At 55.1% G+C, this 21,976-nt stretch carries 13 protein-coding genes; 12 read left to right on the top strand and 1 reads right to left on the bottom strand.

Annotated elements, in window-relative coordinates:
- Positions 1–211: 211 nt before the first annotated feature.
- Entirely contained in the window at positions 212–397 is a 186-nt protein-coding gene (locus tag BTW08_RS03595; protein WP_075561163.1) for a hypothetical protein, read from the top strand.
- A gap of 893 nt (positions 398–1,290) precedes the next feature.
- Positions 1,291–2,913, top strand: coding sequence for an isocitrate lyase (locus BTW08_RS03600; protein ID WP_075561164.1), 1,623 nt, complete (start codon positions 1,291–1,293; stop codon positions 2,911–2,913).
- A 135-nt stretch (positions 2,914–3,048) separates the two neighbouring features.
- On the opposite strand, the gene BTW08_RS03605 is transcribed toward BTW08_RS03600, so the two are convergent.
- Positions 3,049–7,605 (bottom strand): hypothetical protein, encoded by a 4,557-nt coding sequence (locus BTW08_RS03605; protein ID WP_075561165.1) that lies wholly within the window; start codon positions 7,603–7,605, stop codon positions 3,049–3,051.
- Between the two features lie 344 nt (positions 7,606–7,949).
- On the opposite strand from BTW08_RS03605, the gene BTW08_RS03610 reads away from it, so the two are divergent.
- The 10 genes from BTW08_RS03610 (at position 7,950) to BTW08_RS03655 (ending at position 21,872) form a co-directional block, all read left to right on the top strand.
- A complete protein-coding gene (locus BTW08_RS03610; RefSeq protein WP_075561166.1) occupies positions 7,950–9,359 on the top strand; it encodes a phosphotransferase in 1,410 nt (469 codons plus the stop codon).
- Positions 9,360–9,532: 173 nt separating this feature from the next.
- Complete coding sequence (locus tag BTW08_RS03615) at positions 9,533–11,296, top strand: SLC13 family permease (protein WP_075561167.1); 1,764 nt, start codon at positions 9,533–9,535, stop codon at positions 11,294–11,296.
- 47 nt (positions 11,297–11,343) lie between these two features.
- On the top strand, positions 11,344–12,165 hold the full coding sequence (gene cysQ, locus BTW08_RS03620) for a 3'(2'),5'-bisphosphate nucleotidase CysQ (RefSeq protein ID WP_075561168.1): 822 nt from the start codon (positions 11,344–11,346) through the stop codon (positions 12,163–12,165).
- Positions 12,166–12,769: 604 nt separating this feature from the next.
- On the top strand, positions 12,770–13,114 hold the full coding sequence (locus BTW08_RS03625; RefSeq protein WP_246837638.1) for a DVU3141 family protein: 345 nt from the start codon (positions 12,770–12,772) through the stop codon (positions 13,112–13,114).
- A gap of 117 nt (positions 13,115–13,231) precedes the next feature.
- Entirely contained in the window at positions 13,232–14,986 is a 1,755-nt protein-coding gene (locus tag BTW08_RS03630) for a polysaccharide biosynthesis/export family protein (RefSeq protein ID WP_075561170.1), read from the top strand.
- Positions 14,987–15,129: 143 nt separating this feature from the next.
- The gene (locus BTW08_RS03635; protein WP_075561171.1) at positions 15,130–15,942 is read left to right on the top strand and encodes an ABC transporter permease; all 813 of its coding nucleotides are present in this window, start codon (positions 15,130–15,132) and stop codon (positions 15,940–15,942) included.
- Between the two features lie 15 nt (positions 15,943–15,957).
- Positions 15,958–16,623, top strand: coding sequence for an ABC transporter ATP-binding protein (locus BTW08_RS03640; protein WP_075561172.1), 666 nt, complete (start codon positions 15,958–15,960; stop codon positions 16,621–16,623).
- 8 nt (positions 16,624–16,631) lie between these two features.
- Positions 16,632–17,759, top strand: coding sequence for a chain-length determining protein (locus BTW08_RS03645; RefSeq protein WP_083627659.1), 1,128 nt, complete (start codon positions 16,632–16,634; stop codon positions 17,757–17,759).
- Between the two features lie 14 nt (positions 17,760–17,773).
- Entirely contained in the window at positions 17,774–20,401 is a 2,628-nt protein-coding gene (locus BTW08_RS03650; protein WP_083627660.1) for a glycosyltransferase, read from the top strand.
- Positions 20,402–20,408: 7 nt separating this feature from the next.
- On the top strand, positions 20,409–21,872 hold the full coding sequence (locus tag BTW08_RS03655) for a glycosyltransferase family 61 protein (protein ID WP_075561174.1): 1,464 nt from the start codon (positions 20,409–20,411) through the stop codon (positions 21,870–21,872).
- Positions 21,873–21,976: the final 104 nt, after the last annotated feature.

Raw genomic sequence — 21,976 nt, forward strand, 5'->3', positions numbered from 1 at the left:
GTTTGTATGACCCTCTGCTCTCGGTAAGGCCCGGATCGACGATTCCTGCATGCTGGCGCTTGCCTGACTTTCTGTCGTGTTCAGGACCCCGGCACGCTCGTCTGAACCGAAATGTTCATCTCGTTATCACGAACCTGTCACGCCGCTGACATAAAGCCCTCGTACACTGACCTCATTCCTGAATAACGGGAACCGACACCAGGAGCGAGTCATGGCTGAAATGATCGAGCAGCAGGAACTCAAGCGCTACAGCATCGAGCTGACCGAGCGTCCGGACGGTTCCTTTGGCGTTGTTGTCGCCAATGAGGAATCCGACGACAACCTGGAACTGCTGGCCGGAGCGCTATGCCAGATTGCGCTGGACCTGTACCAACAGTCCAAGTCAAAGACCCACTGAATCAATATCACTCGTCCTGTCTTGGGGCGAGTGAAATACCTGCCGCCTCGCCTGTCTGAGGCAGCCCATCGAGACAGCCCATCGAGACAGCCCGTCAAAGCAGCCTGTCGAGTACAGTTCGTCGTGACAGCCTATCGCGACAGCCCGCAAGCCATCGCTACGAAGCGCGATCGTTGGCGCCATATCCATCTCGCTCTTTGTTAACCGCTTTTTTATCTAAGTTAACCGATCGTCGTGACACTATTCTGTCAATCTTGGAATTTACCAATTGACTAATAGCATGGCGATATCTTCAGTTCCCTCCCGGAACGCGATTCTGCGCCACGACTGGCAGCGCGACGACGTCCAGGCTCTGCTGGATGCCGCCCTATGTGATCTCGCTGGGGCAGCTCGCCATTGGGCGGAGGTCACCCAATCGGGATGAACTGGCTACCGCAGGTTAATAATTTGAAAACCGGCTAACTTCCTCTCGACGAAAGTCGCAGATAAAGCGGTTGCGCGCAAAGCTCTCGGCAAGGGCGCCGTTATCAGAATAATGTCGGCCAAATTATCCCAAACTGATGAAACTGCAGCAGTTTTGTAAGCCTGCCGAAAATTCGCCGAGCACCGTTGGTTTTCTGGCAAATAATATTCCTGCTTCGGAGCGATCGGCATCATACGTCATACATGACTACAGGATTCATCCATAACCGCCATTTTGGGTAGAAGACCTACCCTGACGGCGGCTAAGTACGAATTGTTGCCATGACACTATCTCTCACATAGTGGGGTCGTCGATGGGTTCATTTATTTCTTGTTGGCAGATTTAAAACGGTCGTTTTTGGCCGTCTGAATCACGACAGGATGAATCTGGATTCTGCGAATATCATCAATCCCTGCAGGTGGAGGTAGTCATGTCGATCTATCAGCGCGATATCGAATCGTTGAGCCGATTGTGTCTGGATCAGGACGGTAAATGGGGCAATATAAATCCCGAGCACGTGGCGCGAATGCGAGCGCAGAATCGATTTCGTACCGGACTCGACATTGCTCGCTACACAGCAGCCATTATGCGTCGGGACATGCGAGCGTACGACCAGGACGCCTCGCGATATACCCAGTCGCTGGGCTGCTGGCACGGCTTCATTGGTCAGCAGAAGATGATTGCGATCAAGAAACACCATGGGACGACACAGGGGCGATATCTCTACCTTTCCGGTTGGATGATCGCCGCCATGCGCTCCGAGTTCGGGCCGCTCCCCGATCAATCGATGCATGAGAAGACCTCGGTTCCCGCGCTGATCGAAGAGCTTTACACCTTTCTGCGTCAGGCCGATGCCAGGGAGCTGACGCCACTGTTTCGCGAACTGGACAGCGCCAGGAAGAGCGGTAACGAAGTGATGGTCAGAGGGGTTCTGGAACGGATCGAAGACTTCGAGACGCACATCGTGCCGATCATCGCTGACATCGACGCCGGGTTCGGCAACGAGGAGGCGACCTACCTGTTGGCGAAAAAGATGATCGAAGCGGGCGCCTGCTGTATCCAGCTGGAAAACCAGGTTTCCGACGCCAAGCAGTGCGGTCATCAGGATGGCAAGGTCACCGTTCCCCACGAGGATTTCGTGGCCAAGATCAATGCCGTCCGCCACGCGTTTCTGGAACTCGGGGTGGAAGAGGGCGTGATCGTCGCCCGGACTGATTCGCTGGGTGCCGGACTGACGCAAAAATTGCCGGTCAGCAAGGAGCCAGGGGATCTCGCCCACCAGTACAACAGCTTTCTGTGTACCGTGCCGATCTGCTCCGCGGATGACGTCAACGAAGGCGATACGATCATCAAACTCGACGGCGATCTGCGCAAACCCCTGCGCCTGGCCAACGGGCTTTATCGGTTTCGCTCCGATACCGGCGAGGACCGCGTCGTACTGGACTGCATCCACGCCCTGCAGAACGGCGCGGACCTGTTGTGGATCGAGACCGAGAAGCCCCACGTCGGCCAGATCGCCGGCATGGTCGATCGCATCCGTGAAGTCGTACCCAACGCCAAGCTGGTCTACAACAACTCGCCATCATTCAACTGGACGCTAAACTTCCGCCAGCAGGTCTTCGACGACTGGGAGCGAGAAGGGCAGACAGAAGGGCAACGAGAACGGCGCTCGCTCTCCGGCATCGAGCGCAGCCAGCTGATGAGCGTGGATTACGATGATTCCGAGCTTGCCCAGGAGGCGGATCGCCGGATCCAGGCATTCCAGCGCGATGCGGCCCGCGAAGCCGGCGTCTTCCACCACCTGATCACCTTGCCGACCTACCACACGGCGGCGCTATCCACCGATGAGCTGGCCGAGGGCTATTTCGGGGAAGCGGGTATGCTGGCCTATGTCGCTGGCGTCCAGCGTCGCGAGATCCGCCGCGGTCTGGCATCGGTCAAGCATCAGGACATGGCCGGATCCAATCTCGGCGACGACCATAAGGAGTACTTCTCCGGCGCAGCCGCACTCAAGGCCGGCGGAGGTCTCAATACCATGAGCCAGTTTGGGTGAGCGTCGTTAGTTAGCCCAATCCGAAACGGCAGCGGGCCATGTCTCGAGGGAAGACATGGCCCGCGTTTTATCGCCCCGGGCTCGTAGCCCTCAGTTTCAGCCCGTAGCCCGCAGCTCGGGGTCGTAGCTCGTGGCCTACAGCTTATAAGATGCCGGGTTGTCCCAGATACTGTCTTCTTCGGCGAAGGCCGGGTTGTCGTCGGTGATCGCACGCTCGCCGATCAACTGCATCCAGGAGTCGATGTCGGCACTGCTGATCTTGCCGTCCGAGCCGTCCTGCTTGTGTAGCGTGTCCAGCAAGGCGAAGAAGTCCTCATTATTGAGCAGGAACTCGGCGGCCGCCTGTTCCTCCTTCGAGTGGCCGTTTTCCGGATCGGCGATCTTTTTCAGATCCTTCTTGCTGACGATATCGTCGCCGCCCGTCCAGTCGTTGCCGCCGTCGCCTTCGTCCCAGTTGAAGAGAATGGTATCGATGGTCTCCTTGTGCTCCTGGTAGAACTCCTGGCCGTGAACGTTGAGCTGCATCTGGTCCTGGTCGAAATCGAAGAAGAAGTCGTCGACGTTGCCATTCTCCTCGATCTCCTGAGTGAACTTGTCGTACTGCTCTGGCTGCGCCTCCCACGCCGCCATGTCTTCGGGGAACCACTCCTTGAACAGGGGGTCGGGTTCCTTGTCGTCGTCTCCGGCGTGCATCATCTCCTTGAAGCCGTAGCTCGAGTTGATCAGGTAGTTGAACTTCTCGCCCCAATCGTCCTCGGTCACGCCATCCTCGGCGAACTGCTCGAACTGATCGCGTATCTTGCCCTCGGTCTCGGCGCCTTTCTTCTGGGCCATCACGGCATTGAGAATCAGGCTGGCGAAGCCGACGCCCAGCCCGATCAGGTTGCCGATAGGGCCGGCGGCACGAAGACCCGCGCCCAGCCCGGTAAGCACGCGCGAAGCCGTCTGCAGTGACGCCCCGATCTCGGCAGCGCCGCCGATGGTGAAGAACGAGCCGGAGACCACGCCCGTCGAACTGGCGGCGAACTCCATCGGGGTGCCGCCGTTCTTGATCAACTGATCCAGCCCGATGCCCGCGACGACGGTATCGAGAATGCCGCCGGCGAAGTCGGTCATGTAGGCCAGGCCCTTGAGCGCAGGGCCGAAGATATTGGTCTTCTTGTTGCTGCTGGTATCACCGCTGGTACCCCCGGGGCCATCGGGTGACGTGCCACCCTGGGTACGTTCTCCGTTGGTCATCACGTCGGCTTCGTCATCCAGCGCCTGGTTAAAGGGCTGCATGGCGACTTTCGACGATTCGCCGTTGGCGGGATCGAAGCGCTGGTGGAGATCGCCGCTGAGACTGTCGAGGTCGTCCAGCGCGTCACCGGCGCCGCTGGGCAGGGCGCCGCCGTCCGTCGGGCGGACGTCGTCCAGGCGGTTGGCGATCTCGTCCAGCCGATCGAGCTGCTGTGCGCGATCGCTGTCGGAGAGCGTCGGGTCGGATTCGATAGAGGAGCGGATGGCACGATGCTTCTCCATGATGTCGTCGAACAGTGCCGGCGCCTGTTCCGGCATCTTGCCTTTGCCCTTGCCATCGGCATCCATTAACTGCCGGTAATCTGCCACGGCCCGATCGAAGTCGTCGATCTGGGCAAAGCGCTGCTCCGATGGCGTCGCCGAGGAGGCGAAAGGCTGGATCTCCTCGAACAGATCGTCGACCAGCCCCCTGAGGTCGTCCGCATTCTGGGGCGCCAGGCCCTCCTTCTTCATTTCGACCTTGTCGAGCCGATCCTCGATCGTGTCCAGGCGCTGCTGGATCTCTTTCTTCCCGTCGTCGCTGAGCGAGTCGGACTCCTTGACGACGCGGTCGACCTCGTCGAGTTGGCCCTGGATATCGTCGACCAGGCCCTGGGCCTTCTGCTCGAAGTCGGGGGCATCCGGGCGGTCGAGGAGAGTATCGAACGATTCGAGCTTGCCGCGAACGTCGTCCAATTTGCCCCGCGCCTGCTCGCCCGGATTGAGAGAGGGCGCTTTATCGCCGTTGAACTTGTCGGGGAAGCGCTCGCGCAGGACGTCGCCCATCTCCTTGTCGAGACCGAGCGCATGGGTGATGTTGGTGGTGCCGAACAATTTGGCCAGCCGGCCGCCCTCGTCGAGTTTGGGGCCCACCGCATCGGTGATGCCCTTGAGCGCGAAAGGCGTGGTGCCGATGAACACCAGCATGCCGCGCGCGACGGTCATGCGCTCTTGCCAGGTGTCGCCGAAATCGTCACCCGAGCGGCGATAGATGGCGTTGGCCAGCGCTGCGGTGCCGCCGATCGCGAACATCGTGTTCGAGTTCATCAGGCTGCGGAACTGGGATTTCAGCGAGCTCTGCACGTTGGTGCGCTGGCTGTCGCTGAGCTCGACGATGGGCGGCTGGCCGTCGCGGCTGGTGGTCATGTTGCGGAACTGCTCGTTCACCTTCTTCATGACATCGCGCATGAGAGACGAATCCTTCAGCGCCGTCTCGACGTTGCTCCCGCTCAACGCCGCCGTCTTGATCACCTCCTTGAGGCCGGCGGCGATCGCCATGATCTTGGTGAACTGCAGTTTCTCGTCTGCCGACAGGTTGGGCGGTACCGTGCCCTTGGGGTCGGTCTTGTCGGCGGAGAGCGCATCCTTCACCGCGTTCCAGACGCCATCGGTGGTCTGGATGCCGAAGGTGCTGTAGGTAATGCCGGTGAGGACGGTCGGCACCATGTCGGCAGCGACCTGCTCCGCGGCTTCCTCACTCTCCGGCGATATGTCGTCGCCGTTCTGAGAAGCATCGTATTCGGCGTCGATGTCGCTGAGCTCTTCCTCGAGACCTCTGGCGGTACTGGCCGCCGTGATGCTGCCTCTCGCCTCGGCCGCGCGGTCGGGGTCGAGCGCTTGCAGCGTGTTCAGATCATTGTTCAAACGCGTGGCGGCTTCGTCACCGAAACCCTTGTCACGGAGGTCCTCGATGGCATCGATGTATTCCGCCCCCTTGTCGCCGGTCAACGAGTCGTAGATCTTATCGGCGAGCCCGTCGCGATCCTTGATCTTGCTCTGGGCCTCCGTCATCGCCTCGTCGGTGAACTTGGCGATTTCCTCGTCCCCGAGCAGTTTCGAGAGCTCCTCGCCGAGCTTCTCTTCATGGATCAGGCCGCGCAGGTCGGCGGGATCCATGCCCTGGGTATCGCTGGCATAGTAGGTCCAGTCGCCGCCGTGATCGACCGTCATGTAGGGCAGGTACTGGAAGCTTCCATCGTCCAGTTGGGACTTGAGTTCGAGCAGGCGGGCATACTTCTTGAAGTTCTCGTTGTCCGAGTTTTCCGCCTTCTCCTCCAGCTTCTCCATGTAGAGTTCGGTGACCGTCTTCGCCTCGCCGTCATCGTTTTCGACGGTGGTCTCCTGACCCATCAGGTTGGTCTCTTCCGACTCGGGCAGATCGTGATCGGAAAAGACATCGTCGATGGCATCCTTGCTCGATGTCTGCTGGAAGCTGGAGGCGGCCTCGAAATGCTCCGGTGTCACCCCCTTCGAGACCACGAACTTCTCGCCATCGACCTCGACCAGTTTGAGCCCTTCGATGACGTCACCGTGCTCGTCGGTTGCGCTCTTTACGCTGTCGCCCTTGCCCAGGACCGGGATGTCCTCGTCCGCGGAGCGTAGCTTGTAACCATCGTCCTCGAGCTCGTGGATCCGGTCCCAGGTTTTCTGTGCGTTTGAAACCGTTTCGAACAACGCTGGCGTCAGGGCCTTCGATACCACCACATTCCTGCCATCGTGGGTGGTGAAGCGAATGACGTCGTCACGCGCGTCGTTCTGCCAACTGAAATTCTTGAAATCGTTGAACTCGGGCGCTTTGGTATCGGCGCCGGCGATGGTGGCGCCATCCTCGACCGCGCCATCGATGGCATCCTGATGCTCGGCGTTACCGCCCAAGGTCGCGTACTGCTCGTTCAAGTAGTCATAAAGCTCCGGGTTGTCGCTGCGCGCGACAACGAACTTCTCGCCGTCATGCTCGTAGCGAATCACCTCCGGCCCCATTTCACCGGGCGCGCCGACCTCGGTGTTGTAGTAGGGCGGCGGGGTGGCGTCGCCACCGATGCGCTTGTAGCCGTCCGATTCGCTTTCATTGATGCCGATCAGGCTTTCGTAATCCTTCTTGATGGCGGCGTAGAGCTCGGGTGCGGCGCGTTCCGCAACCACGACCCGCGTACCATCCTGCATTTCGTAGCGGATGATACCCTTGGCGACTTCGTCGGGCGGGGCGATGAACCGATAGTCGCTCAGCTTGCCGGGCGGCTCGGCATCCAGCGGCAAGACGCCATAGCCGTCCTCCCCGCTCTCGTTGAGTGCGGTCATCTGGGCGGCATCCTGCTTGACCGTTTCGAACAACGTCGGCGTGGAATGTCGGTCGACCTCTACGCTCTTGCCGCCCTTGGTCTCGTAGCGAATGAGATCATCGCCGATCGTCACGATCTGTTTGTAATCGTTGAGATTCCGGGGCGATTTAGTCCCGCCATTTGCCCGTTTCCACGTTCTGGATTCATCGTCATCGGATTCGACGGCCTTCTTGCTCAGATTCAGGGTGTTGGACAATGTCGATACCCAACGCTCAGCGCTTTGCTCGCGAGCGGCCGGATCGCTGGTTTCAGGCACGTTGTTTGAAGCATTCTTCAGCGTGAGTTCCTGGGGCATGACAATGATCTCCCTGTTGTTTATTTAATACTCGTTCAATATCCGCCCGGATTCAGTGCTGATTGGATAAATGCCGTGTTTTTCTGTGGCGAAATCGTCAATGATTGTGGAGGTTGCGTAAGCTGTTGGGCGCCAGTCCGTGTCTACGCCTTTTACTTTTAATCGCCTCCCGCCAATCGACGGCGTTCGACCGTTTCCGAATGTATTAATGAACTTATGTTGCCCAGGCGTTTTCTCGCCGCAGTAAGACGTTACGAACCCGCTCGAACGGCTGACGTACTATTCACCGTGCGCTGAATAACAACAAACTGACGTTAAGGTCGCGACGCGGCCGGGGAGCGTTCATGCCGGGGTTCGTCGACGAAGTCACTCCGCAGTTCGTTAGAGGCTGGTACGTGGCCGATAACCGAGAGCCCGCCGAGCGGGGCGTGATCATTTCGGTTAACGGTGACGTGCGCTACTGCGCGCTGTGTCAGGAGGCGCGGCCCGATGTTGTCGAAGCGGGTATCACGACCCGCCTCGATGTCGGCTTTCGGGCGCCGCTCGCGTTGCAGATCGGCGATCTCGTCCGCGTGCGGGCGTTGGACAGCGGCCGGCTGCTGGGCGGCGGGCTGGCGGTCGTGATGCCCGAAACCGGGCCAAAATCCGCGCCAGACGGCTGGCTTTCGGCGATGTCTTACGGTGATCTTCCAGCGTTCCGCCCGTTTTTGCAGCCGCTGGCGGCCAGTCTCGACGTTCAAGCGTTTAGGCCGTTGTTCGGGCATCGAGGCAATTTGTCGGCGGTGGGTGTTCGAACGCCGAAGACCTGTTATGTCATCCATCGCGCTCGCCCGCGCCACCATGTCGCGTGGCTGGAACGGCTCCATCGTTGCGTGCTCGAGCCCCATGCCGTCGGTGCGCCGTTATTGGAAGCGGTTATCCGACGAGGAGAGTCCGCCAGTCTGATGGTCGAGCACATCGAGGGCCAGCCGCTGGGCCCGTTTGTCGCCTCACCTGTCGCTACGTCCAGCGATGGGGTGGATGACCCAGGCAATCGGGCTGATGTCGCATCGACGACGGGCAACGAGCAGGCGTATCGCGACACCATCGCCTCGGTCATAGCGTTATCGCGCGTCCGTTGGCCCGATGAGATGCGCAGAAGTAGAAGTAATAGCGACGATATGACCAGCGCAGACACGACCAGCCCTGGGAGTGTCGGCGCTGGCCGAAAGGCAGACCGCCGAGGGCGCCATGCCCTGAGAAGAATGGTCAGAGACGTCTGTCTTTCCGCGTTGAACCAAGGGCATTGGCGCGAGTTGGCGCTGCTACTGCGAATGGCAAGAATTCTTTACCGCTTACCCCGCGTCGTCTCCCATGGCGATCTTCATCCTCAGAACGTGCTGATCGAAACGCATACCGGCCGGCCGGTGTTCATCGACTGGGATCACGCCGGCATGTTGCCTCCGGGCCTCGATCTTGCTCGATTGCTGCTGAGTGTGCCGCCCGCGCTGGCGGAGCGCTGGATCGGTGATGATCGGGAACGCCGACTGGGATGGCTGATCATGACCTATGTCGCGCAATCGCAGCGACAGCCTGACTTCCATGCGACCGAAGCCGGCGTCTATCTGCGTCGGCGCTTTCGCGAACTGTCGAAGGACAGATATAAGCAGGTGCGGCTCTTGCCGATTCGATCGGTTTTCTTGCCGTTAATCGCGCTTTACGCCTATGACAACGGCATCGAACCCGCACTGATTTTGACGGGGCTCTCCGGCTAAGTACAAACCAAAACCCATTCCGCTATTTTCTCCTAGAAAAGCCGTGCTGGTACCCGTCGAGGCGGCCAGCGTAAAATGCGCCCTCGTGGCATTCGGCCTGAATGCCGCCGGGTGCTCTCTAACCCGTTGATTCAGCGGTAATTACTGGAACCCAGGCGTGGAGTAGCGGAAGTATGGGTATCGATGCCTGGTTGAGCATCACCACGGTCGTGGCCGTACTCGCCACGCTCGTGTTCACGCGCATCGCGCCGGACGCCATCCTGGTCGGGGCGATGGCGTTTCTGATCTTCGCCGATGTGTTGACGCCGGAAGAAGCACTGGCCGGATTCGCTAACACTGGCGTCATGACCATCGCGGCGCTTTACGTCGTTGCCGCTGCGCTCAAGGAGACCGGCGCGATTAAGTGGATCGCGGCGATGCTGCTGGGCCAGCCCTCGACCCTGCGCCGGGCCCAGTGGCGCGTCATGCTCCCGGCCTCGGTCCTCAGTGCGTTCATGAACAACACCACCGTGGTGGCGATGTTCATTCCCGCCATCCAGGACTGGTCGAACCGCCTGCGTCTGTCGCCTTCCAAGCTGCTGTTGCCGCTCAGCTACATTTCGATTCTCGGCGGGACCTGCACGCTGATCGGCACCAGCACCAACCTGGTCGTCGATGGTCTGTTGCAGAGCCGCCAGGGCGTCTCGCTGGGGATGTTCGAGCTGACCTGGATCGGGCTGCCGATTCTGCTCGTCGGCGGGGGCTTTATCCTGATTTTCGGAAAATGGCTGCTGCCCCAACGTGACGGCACCAGCGCCCAGTTGGACCAGATCCGAGAATACAGCGTCGAAGTGATTGTCGACCCCAAGGGGCCGCTGACGGGCAAATCGATCGCCGACGCCGGCCTGCGCAACCTGCAGTTCGGCTACCTGACCGATATCGAGCGCGACGACCATCTGCTGACGGCGGTACCGCCGGAGACGAAGCTGCTGGGCGGCGATACCCTGGTTTTCATCGGCACGCCGGAGTGCGCCCGGGAGCTGCGCGAAATTCGTGGCCTGAGCCCCGCAACCGGCAACGTTCAGAAGTTGCAGGTGGCGCGGCATCGGCGCTGTCTGGTGGAAGCCGTCGTCAGCCCGGATTTCGTAGGCATCGGCCAGACGGTGCGGGAGTCGCGATTTCGCTCGCACTTCCAGGCCGTAATCCTGTCGATTTCCCGCCACGGGAAGCGGCTGGATGGCAAGGTCGGGGACGTCGAATTTCAGGTCGGCGACACGTTGCTGCTGGAAACCGGGCCGGCGTTCGTCGAGCAGTATCGCTACCGGAAGGATTTCCTGCTGGTCAGCCAGCTCAACGACTCGACGCCGCCTAACTTTCAGAAAGCGCCGCTCTCGCTGGGCATTCTCGGCGTGATGGTCGTGCTTAGCGCCACCAATCTACTGTCAATCCTCGAAGCCGCGTTTCTCGCTGCCGGGGCGTTGTTGATGACCGGCTGTCTGAGCATGGGCAAGGCACGGCGCTACATCGATCTTTCGGTGCTGATCGTGATCGCCGCGTCGTTTTCTCTCGGCACCGCGATGACGCAATCGGGCGCGGCGCAAACCATCGCCGAGCGGGTCGTCGCGCATATCGATTCCCCGTGGCTGGCGCTGGCGTTCGTCTATTTGATGACGGTACTGTTTACCGAGATGATCACCAACAATGCCGCGGCAGTGCTGATGTTCCCGATCGCGATAGCGGTTTCGCAACAGCTGGGCGTGGATTTCATGCCGTTCGTGATCGCTATCACCATCGCGGCCTCGGCCAGCTTCATGACCGCGCTGGGCTACCAGACCAATCTGATGGTGATGGGGCCGGGCGGTTACCGCATGCACGACTATCTCAAGCTGGGCTTCCCCGTGAGCGCTCTGGTCGGCGCCACCGCGATAGGGCTCATCCCGCTGATATGGCCGTTCTAGCGCTCTGCGCAGAAGGGGCGAGCCACATCCACTCCAGGAGATCGCGCATGACAATCGATGAACCGCTCAGGCGAGAACTGATCCGCGGCGTGCTCGACGCTGGCCAACGCGTGCTGCAGATCTACGCTCAGGATTTCAGCGTCGAGACCAAGGCTGACGATAGTCCGCTGACCCAGGCGGACATGGCCTCTCACCACGCGCTGAGCAATCTTCTCCAGCGCCTGACGCCCGAGGTTCCGATTCTCTCGGAAGAGAGCGACCCCATCGCCTACGAGACCCGCCGGCAGTGGTCGTGCTACTGGCTGATCGACCCGCTGGACGGCACCAAGGAATTCGTCAGGAGAAACGGCGAGTTCACGCTCAACGTCGCGCTGATCGACAACGGCGTTCCCGTGTTCGGTATCGTCCACGCCCCGGTTCTCGACGTGACCTGGTGGGGCGATGCCGAGCAGGGCGCCTTCAAGATATCGGCCGAAGGCGAACGGGCGATCCATGTTCGTGAGCTACCGGCAGCCGATGAGCGGCCCTGGCGAATCGTCGGCAGCCGTCTGCATGGCGTCGGCGCGTTCGATATCTTCTGCGACCAGCTACCCAGCCACGAGCGCGTCTCCATGGGCAGCTCGCTCAAACTCTGTCTGGTGGCGGAAGGCGCCGCCGACCTTTATCCGCGGCTCGCGCCAACGTGCGAGTGGGATACCGCCGCCGCCCAGGCCGTGGTCACCGCCGCCGGCGGCTACGTGCTCGACGCCGAAACCCTCCAGCCCCTTCGCTGCAACCAGCAGGACAGCACCCTCAACCCATTTTTCATCGTCTGCGGGCAGAGTAGCGCGCGATGGGAAAAGGCGTTGAACGTCGCGCTGTCGGTTTGAGCGGCGGATCGAGCTTCAGCGAAGACATCACGGCATGTCTCGAGCTTGGTTCCCGCACCCGTAATACATACTCTTCATTCGCCAATCCCGACATTCGCTACCCACGGCGTCGCACTGACAGGCGTACGTGGAGACGCTGGTAAATATCCGTTACCTCCCTTCAGCCAGGATCTTGATGCTTGATTTGTAAGCGATTTGCCATGGATGAATGAATTACCTCATGTTTAAATGGTTACGCAAAGTAACGTTGTCTATACGCCCCTTCCTAGAGATCCACACTTTTGGTTGTAGGCAAGCCTGTGCTGGCACCATACAATCGTAGGGTTATCAGGCGACGGGTTGAGCCTAATTCAAGTTCGCTTCATGAACGCATGGCGGAGGCAGGCGAGATTCCTCGGGTCACTCCGACAAATAGCGTGTCGTGCGGTGATAGATCGATTCCCCGGCAAGGGTTTTTGGGAGAGAGGCTCTTCCAGGATGCCCACGTTGCCGGTTTTCCAGTTTTCGTCCATCAGGTTGAACAGACAACATGCCAAACGTTTTCAACGGGGTGTCCGCCGGTTGCGGTCGGCTAGGACGGTGGTTAGCGGTGGGGGCCTTGGCCGTGACCTTCGCGGGCTGCGCTTCCCAGAGCCACTACGGTGGCGACAATGTCGGCACCATGCAGGGCGGCGCCGCTCTCGGCCCCGAAATATCCAGCTTTCTAGACAACGCCACCCCCGGCAGCATCACGACTTTCCCCAAGAGCCCGTGGGGCTCGAACGTTTCCGTCATCGTTCAGGAACGCTACTTCGCCGCCAGTGGCCGGCTCTGTACGCACCTGGATGTCGCAAGAGACGGTGCGCCTGCGAGCGCCAACCGCGCCCAGGTGGCATGTCTCGTGAAAGACAGTGGCTGGTACGCCCAGCGCTTGGTCACTCAGATGTTGGTCAATCCCAGCACTCCGTAACAAAAATCCCCTGCTTGGGCGCCTGCGCTCGCGTGTATCGTTTTCGAACAGCCAGATCGTTTGTCGAACCGCTGGAAAGCAGGCCTTGAGCCGCGCGAATACAACAGGAAGTTTCGCATGAAACATGCAGCGTCGTTTTTCCGGGCCGGGTGCCTGGTGGCGGTAGCGTGCCTGAACGTCAGTTTGGCCAACGCGCAAACCTTCGGTGCCGACAGCATCGTCCCGCAGGACCAACAGGCCCAGTCGATGACCTCTCAGGTTCAGGGGAGCGACGGGCAGCAGTCCCAACAGCAGCAAGGGCAGAGCGTCGACGATCAGCCGCGAGCGAACTGGAACAGCTCGAATTACGGTCCGGTCGATCCCAACTCAAGCCAGGTCGATCCCAACACCTTGCCGCCGTTCGGTGCCAACCTGTTCACCGGTGGCTTCCGCGGCGTCATGGCTGACGGTCTCAACCCCGGCTACACCATCAAGCCCGGCGACCAGATCAATCTGCGCGTCTGGGGCGGCACCGAAATGCAGAGCGTGCTGACGGTGGATTCCCAAGGCAACATTTTCCTGCCGGGCATCGGGCCGCTCAACGTCCAGGGCACCACCAATAGCGGGCTCAACTCCCGTGTCACCTCGGCTATCAAGTCGGTCTATCCGGAAAACGTTGAGGTCTACACCAATCTACAGGGCGTGCAGCCGGTAGGCGTGTTCGTCACCGGTTACGTCAAGAATCCCGGCCGTTACTCCGGTACGCCCAGCGATTCGATGCTCTACTTCCTCGATCAGGCCGGCGGCATCGACCAGGCGTTGGGCAGCTATCGTCAGATCGTGGTCAAGCGGGGCGGCCGCACGGTCGACACCATCGACCTCTACGACTTTCTGATCAACGGCGAGATGCCGCATCCGCAGTTCCGTGACGGCGATACCATCGTGGTCGAAGAGCGCGGACCGGCCGTGGCGGTAGTCGGCGATGTCGAGCGCCCGTTCCGTTACGAACTGGCGGGTGAAACGTTGACCGGCGGCGACGTGACCAACCTGGCCCGGCTGCGCGCTGGGGTGTCTCACGTCCTGTTGCGTGGCGACCGTCCGGGAGGCCCGGTGGCACGCTATCTGACGCTCAACGAGTTCCGCACCGCCACCATCGAACGCGGCGATGAAGTGCTGTTCAGCGCCGACAAGCGCAGCGAGAGCATCGTTGTGCAGGTCGAAGGCAGCTACTATGGCCCGTCACGTTACGTGCTACCGCGTGACGCGCATCTGGGCGAGTTCCTCAACGCGATCAGCGTGCCCAAGAACATGACCAGCTATCAGGACGTCTCGATCCGTCGCGAGAGTGTCGCCGAGCAGCAGAAGGAATCGCTCAACGAAAGCCTGGACCGGCTCGAGCAGACCTACCTGGGTTACCCGTCGCGCACCGCGAAAGAGGGCGAGATTCAGGTTCGTCAGGCCGAGCTGATCCAGAAGTTCGTGCAGAAGGCCCGCCAGACCGAACCCACCGGCCGTCTTGTCGTCGCTCGCGGCGACAACATCGCCGATATCCGCCTGCAGGACGGCGACGTCGTCACTATTCCGGAAAGCTCGGATTCCGTGCTGCTGAGCGGCGAAGTCACCATCCCGCAGGCGATGGTCTACACGCCCGGCATGAACGCGGAAGACTATATCCGCCAAGCCGGCGGCATGACCCCGCGTGCGGATGACGATCAGGTGCTGGTCGTACATCGCAACGGTGCCGTCATCCACGCCGAGCAGACGGACGTTCGCGCCGGCGACGAAATCCTGGTGCTGCCGGCAGCGCCGACCAGCAATATCGAGCTTGCCACCAGCCTCACGCAGATCCTTTACCAAATCGCTGTGTCAACGAAAATTGCGCTAGATCTATAAACAGCGCGGTTGTCAATCAGCCCCGCTCTAAGCGGGGCTTTCTTTTGGGTTTCTTGCGATGAGAAGTACTTCTCGATTCGATTATCATCGATCGGACTCTTTCTCTGTCTGGTCAAGATTTGTGTCTAAAGTGGGAGGCCCCGATGAATAATGTGGCGCAGCCCATGCCCCATGAACCGCGGAGCGCGATTCGTGTCACCTGGGATGTATGGTCGGCGATGACGCTGCGCGAATTCATCGCCCGCACCACGGCGGATCGTATGGCCTGGTTCTGGATGATCTTCGAGCCGCTGGCCACCATCGGTATCATGATTTTCATCCGTACTTATATTCGCAGCTCCCGTCATATTTCCGGGGCGGAGTTTATCCCTTGGCTAATTGTCGGATTAATGGGTTTTTATCTATTTCGTGCCTGTATGACTCAGCCAATAGGTGCAATTGACGCTAACAAAGGGCTTTTTACCTATCGACAAATATCACCTGTCGATCCGGTGCTGGTACGTTGTTGGGTAGAGGGAGCTCTTCGCAGCTTTATTTTCTTACTTTTCATTTTGATTGCGGCCTTATTCAAAGTCGATATGAGCGCTTATCACGCCGTGGGAGTGCTTATGGACTGGCTTTCACTCTGGGCTTTAGGATCTGGTCTGGGCGTTCTCTTTTCCGTCGTCGCGGGATTGGTGCCGGAAGTAGGGCGAATCATCAAAATGATCTCATTTCCGCTGTTAATTCTCTCCGGTGTTATCTTTCCGGTCACCTACTTCCCTCATCAAGCGCAGGAATACATGCTTTACAACCCCATCCTGCATGGGCTGGAAAGCATGCGAATGAACTATTTCCAGTACTATCATTCGATCCAGGGAATTGATATGACCTATCTCTGGTATTGGGCACTTAGCAGCATGACACTTGGCCTGATGATGCACATTCACTTCGCGCCTCGTCTCAAGATGCGCTGACGGAGCTTAGTGCACATGATCGAAATTCGTAATCTGTATAAACGCTACCACGGGCCGTTTGGCGGTAACTGGGTACTCAAGGATATCAACCTGACGTTCCCGACCAATGTGAGTGTCGGGTTAATTGGTCGTAACGGCGCGGGCAAATCGACCTTGCTGCGCCTGATCGGCGGTATGGACTTCCCCGACAAGGGTGTAATCGACCGCAAGGCACGCGTTTCCTGGCCTATCGGCCTGGCGGGCGGCTTCAAGGGCAGCATGACCGGTCGCCAGAACGTCAAGTTCGTCGCTCGTATTCACGGCGTTAGGAAAGACATTCATCAGTTAATTCAGCGGGTGCAGGATTTCGCTGAGATCGGTAAATCTTTTGATGAGCCAGTCAGTACCTATTCTTCCGGCATGCGCTCGAGGTTGGCATTTGGTCTCTCGCTCGCTTTCGATTTCGATGTCTATCTTTCGGATGAAGCCACCGCTGTGGGGGATAGAGCCTTTAAGCAGAAAGCCAAAGACGCGTTCAACGAACGCGTTAACTCCGCCAGCTTGATTATGGTTTCTCACAGTGAAGGCATTTTGAAGGATCTATGCCAGGCCGGCGTGCTGCTTGAGAAGGGGCATGCGGTCTGGTTCGACGATATCAACGATGCTATCGAGCATTACCACAACACCTCGGGTAAGAAGTAAGCCTTCCTATGACGCAAACAGCTACCACGGCCAGCGCGCCGCATCGATGGTTGGATTTCGCCAAGCGCCAGATCCACTGGACTCTCTGTATCATCCTGATTTTACTCGTCAGCTTTTATTGGGCGATCTGGGCATCTGATCGCTACGTTTCTCATGCCCACGTGATTCTGGAAAGCCCGCAGATATCCACGCCGGAACTCAGCTTCAGCTCGATCCTCTCTGGCGGTGGCGGTAAGAACTCGGCGGATATGCTGTTGCTACGAGACTACATGCTCTCTACCGATATGCTGCACTTCCTAGAGAAGAACGCGGACTTCCGTGAGCACTATGCCAACAATGGCGATTTCTTCAGCCGCCTGGGTGACGAGAACGCGCCGACGGAGAAATTGCTGGATTATTACAAGAGCATGGTTTCCATCGAACTGGACGAGTACGCCGGCGTACTGAGAGTCGACGTGAATGCTTTTACTCCGGAAGAAGCCAACAAGATCGCCAAGCTGATCCTTCAGCAAGGCGAGCGCCATATGAACGAGATGGGCCAGCGCCTCGCCCAGGAGCAGGTCAAATTCCTGGAAGAGCAGGTGGGTGTGCTCGAGAAGCGCTTCGAAGAAACCCGACAGGATCTGCTCGAGTTCGAAAACGAGAATGGCCTGGCGTCGCCAACTTCGACGGTTCAGAGCCTGGGCACCGTCGTCGCCAAGCTGGAAGGCGAGCTAGCCAGCCTGAAAGCGCAGCGCGCTGCGATGGGCAGTTACCAGAGTCAGACTTCTCCCCAAATGACAAACTTGAAAAGCCAGATCAGTGCGCTTCAGAAACAAATCGACGAGCAGAAAGAGCGCCTGGCGGCACAGTCGGGCGGCGCACTCAACGCCGTGTCGTCCAAATACCAGACGCTGCAGCTCCGCGCCCAGTTCGCACAAGAAGCCTACTCGGGTACATTAGCTGCGCTGGAAAATACTCGTGTGGAGGCCGCACGTCAGCTCAAACAGCTTTCTGTACTGCAATCCCCAACGATGCCGGAATACCCGGAAAAGCCTGAACGATTTTATATGATAGCAGTGTTTTCAGTTATTGCTATATTCGTTACGCTGATTATCAACATGTTAATTTTAATTGTCAGAGATCATAGAGACTAAGTGAGTTGAATAAAATGTTTAGTCATGTTGAATTCCTTAAAAAGACTAGTCTGTTTGACTCAAGTTGGTATGCTTCACATTATCGTGATGTTTCGATTCTACGGGCTAATCCGGAGGAGCATTTTCATAAATATGGTGAGAAGTTAAATAGAGTCGGGGCTGAAGATTTCCTGTATAAAGATTCAGCCAGCTATTTCTCTTATTTATACTCACATGCAAAAGAATATAAAGAGGCTTCAAAGCTTGGTATTGAATCTAAAGAATTGGCTGTAAAGTTGCGTTCAGGATATGAAAATCTATCTCTTTTGCTTTTAATGGACATGGTGGAAAATAAGTCGGAGGAAAAAACGGAGCGAGGAAACGCTGCTTGGGAGCTTGCGCGTGTGCTTGCTAGCCAAAAAGATTGGTCTAAAGCGCGATATTACCTTAATAAAGCTCGATATTTTAATCCTTCATTTATGCGCCGGAAAAAGCCTCGGCTTTTAGAAATAGAGGCACTGATTAATGTTGGAGAACTTGACCGTGCCGCGGATAAAATAGAGTATCCTTTAAAAAAAGGCATCGATAGTGATTTTTTATGCTCAAAAACTAATTTGCATATAGCCAAAGGTGAAAGCGACGAAGCTATAATTAGTATCATTAGTGAAATATACACGTCAAATTTTTTGAGCCCGTTAGAGTTCAAAAAAAATAAGTTGGCTGCAAGATTCGATAATATATGTTCACGGCCTGTTTCGCAGATAAATCTAGATGTAAAAGTTAGTGTTCTTATGCCTGTTTATAACGCAGAAGAACATTTGCGCGTGTCTCTTGAAAGCTTGCTAAATCAAACTTATTCAAATCTGGAAGTTGTAGCTGTAGATGATTGCAGCAGCGATGGTTCTTGGGAGATGTTAAAAAGCTATGCTGCAACAGATAGCAGATTAAAAATATACAAAAACGAAAAGAATTTAAGCGCTTATCCAACTCGAAATAGGGCGCTGTCATTGGCGACAGGAGAAGTGATTACTGTCCATGACAGTGACGATTGGTCGCATCCTCAAATGATAGAATGTCAACTTGAAAAGCTTTTGGCAACTAATGAGACCAAGCTTACTTTTAGTTTTATGGCGAGAGTCAGTCCTGAACTCTATTTTTCGCTACGTCCTGAACGTAATAATATGGAGTATGTCCATAGAAGTTACCCCTCTTTAATGATTCGCCGTGGGGACTTAGAGGCATTGGGGGAGTGGGATGGGATCGTTGCAAATGCGGATGACGAGTTTTTGCAACGAGCTAGGAAGTTATTTGGTACAGATGCGATTATAGATGTTTTTCCGAACGTACCAATGTCTTTATTTTTGAAGCACGAAGCATCTTTAACATCTAGCGCAAAGACAAGTCTCAAGTCATTGGATTATGGCGTAAGGAAAGAATACGGGAAACAAGCCGAGTTTTGGAGAAACCGCTGCAAGAATAGGGCTGACTTGAAAATGGAGCGTACGGGGGAAAAATTCCCCTTCCCTATACCAAACGGTCTTTCTCCTCAAAAAAGAGGCGTTGATAACCGCTACGATATTATACTAATTTCCGACCTGAGTTTATTGGGAGGGACCCGCAGGTGCAACGAGGCATATATAGAATCGGCCGTTGATTTAGGCCTAAAAATTGGTATGTTTCATTGGCCTAGATTTGATTTAAGATTCGCTAAAGATATCGCTGCGGAGTATCGTCTGCTGTCTTTCAATCCGGGGGTAGATATTTTAACGTGGGAAGACGAAGTTTCTTGTGAGGCTCTGCTTATACATCATCCACCTATTTTAAAGTATCAGCCGGATTTACTTCCGACTATAAAAACTGACAAGGTTTTTATCTTGGTTAACCAGTCGCCAATGCAGCTTCGCAGTCAGGAGCCTCATTACTATTTTAAAAATGATGTAGAAGAAACCTGTAAACGAAATTTTGGACGGCTACCCGTCTGGATAGCGATTTCCCCATCTGCAAAAGAAGTTCTGCAAAAATGCGGTTATGAATATATACATGACGAGATCTGGTACCCGCCTTTATCCGAAAAAATTATAGAGTCACAAAAAAACAGAACGAGTTTAAAAAGTAATAGAAATGTGCCTGTCGTGGGGAGGCATGCTAGAGACCATTGGACTAAATGGCCTTCTAACCCGCAAGATATAGAGTTGGCTTATATGGCCGACTCGGAAGTTGAAGTAAGATTGATGGGTGGGGTGAGATATCCAAAAAAATTACTAGAAAAAATACCTCAAAACTGGGTTCTGTATGACTTTGACTCTGTTTCAGTTGTCGAGTTTTTGGATGACTTAGATTTTTTCGTTCACTTCGTTCACTGTGACTATATAGAAGAGTTTGGCCGTAACATTGCAGAAGCAATGGCTCGTGGTGTAGTGGTTATTTTACCTTGGCAATTTGAAGCGATTTTTAAAGACGCTGCGTGCTATACAGAGCCAAGCGGTGTCTATGATTTAATCCAAGAGCTCTGGAGCAACCCTGGTAAGTATCTTCAATATAGGCAAAATGGTCTCAAATTCGTCGAAAAAAACGTACATCCTGCTGTTACCAAAATGAGAGTTGAAAGCCTTGTTGATACGAGTAATTTGTTAGTCCAAAAACAATTGAAGGTTATAGGATAAAGTTGCTATGAATTCAAAAGACTGGGCTTATTTTGGCAAATTTTTAGAAGAAAGTAGTGACAGTGAGCTGAAGTTAAAGTTGTTGGATTTATTGGGTGGTTTGGCCGGTGATTATCCTGAAGTAGCGTATTTGAAAAGCCGAAAGATTTTAGTCGAATCAGAAACATTCAGTGATGATCAATTTGTTGATCGTCATTTTTCTATAGATAAAAATGAATGTTTGGCTAATGGTTTTGCGGCCATGGGAATAGTTCGGAGCTTACTTTTTTTTAAAAAAATAAATTTTGCCAAAAGAGTCATGCAGAATTTACTTTTGCGACATCTTGTAGACTCGAATGATATGAGAGTCAAAATCATAGAAGGTTATATCGAAAAAATTGAAGAGATAGATAGTGTGATCGAGAAGACTCTTGAAAGAGAGGTGGGTTTTAAAAGGGTCAGTCTGAACGAGATAGTGGTTGGTGACGACAAGGCTATAGAAAAAAGTCATCTTCAACTAAATGATCAAACGAGTCCTGGTGTCTATAAAATATCTCATGAGAATAAGTTTCAAAACGATTTTAATGTTTATTTTAAATGGGCAAGTGATGAGACTTTAAAAAAACTCAAGCAGAAGAAATTTGACGCTAGAGTTGGTAAAAGGTACGTGGATAGAGTTTTTGTTCTTGAGGGGGCACAGGTAAGCACCGCTTTATATGGTCTCCAAACGGTGTTTGATAAAAATGGAAGGTATCACGAGTCTTTTTCCAGCAGGTTAAGTAAAATATATAGAGAGAATGTTTATACGCCAGCATGCAAGGAGTGGAAGGAAGCATATGTGCTTCCGTTTCCTCATAGTTCTGGTAACTATTATCATGTTTTAGCTGAAATGGTTTACGGCCTTAGATATGTATCTTTATGTAACCTTTCCGTCCCTATTATTTACGACTCTGACAAGTTCAATTTGTTGCCATATGTTTCTGAGTGTCTTGGTTTAGATTTTAACAGATTTTTTAAAGCTTCTTCATGTCAAGACGTTTTAATAGCTAAGGCGTATGTTGTTTCTTCGCCGCAATTTCATTGGAATCAGGAAGTCCACGAATTTTTTAAAGGGTTTTTTGTAAAGCCAGCAAACGAGCCTGGTAAAAAAATATATATTTCTCGTAAAAAAAGCTCTCGATGTTTTGAGAACGAAGATGAGGTTTGCCAATTTTTGTCACAAGCTGGTTTCGAAATTATTTGTGCTGAAGATTTTTCATTTAAAGAGCAGGTGACTATATTTGGCTCTGCAGAGACTGTAATTTCACCTCATGGTGCTGGCTTAGCAAATTTGGCGTTTTGTCCCAGCGGCTTGAACCTTATTGAGCTATTTCATGATAGTTTTATTGAGCCAGCTTTTTATTTTCGTTCTTTGCCAATCCTGTCATCGTATAAATGCCTGTTTGTTGAGAATAACGTTTTAAGCATAGCTGACTTGCAAAAACTGCTTTAGTATTGCCATGATTGATTTTGTGTTTTTTTGATGTGGCTGTATAACAATATCATAAGCGAAGATTTGTTTTTAGAGCAAAAGATTAAATTCACGTGGGGTGAAAA

The sequence above is a fragment of the Salinicola sp. MH3R3-1 genome, assembly GCF_001937155.1.
Lineage (GTDB): Bacteria > Pseudomonadota > Gammaproteobacteria > Pseudomonadales > Halomonadaceae > Salinicola > Salinicola halophyticus.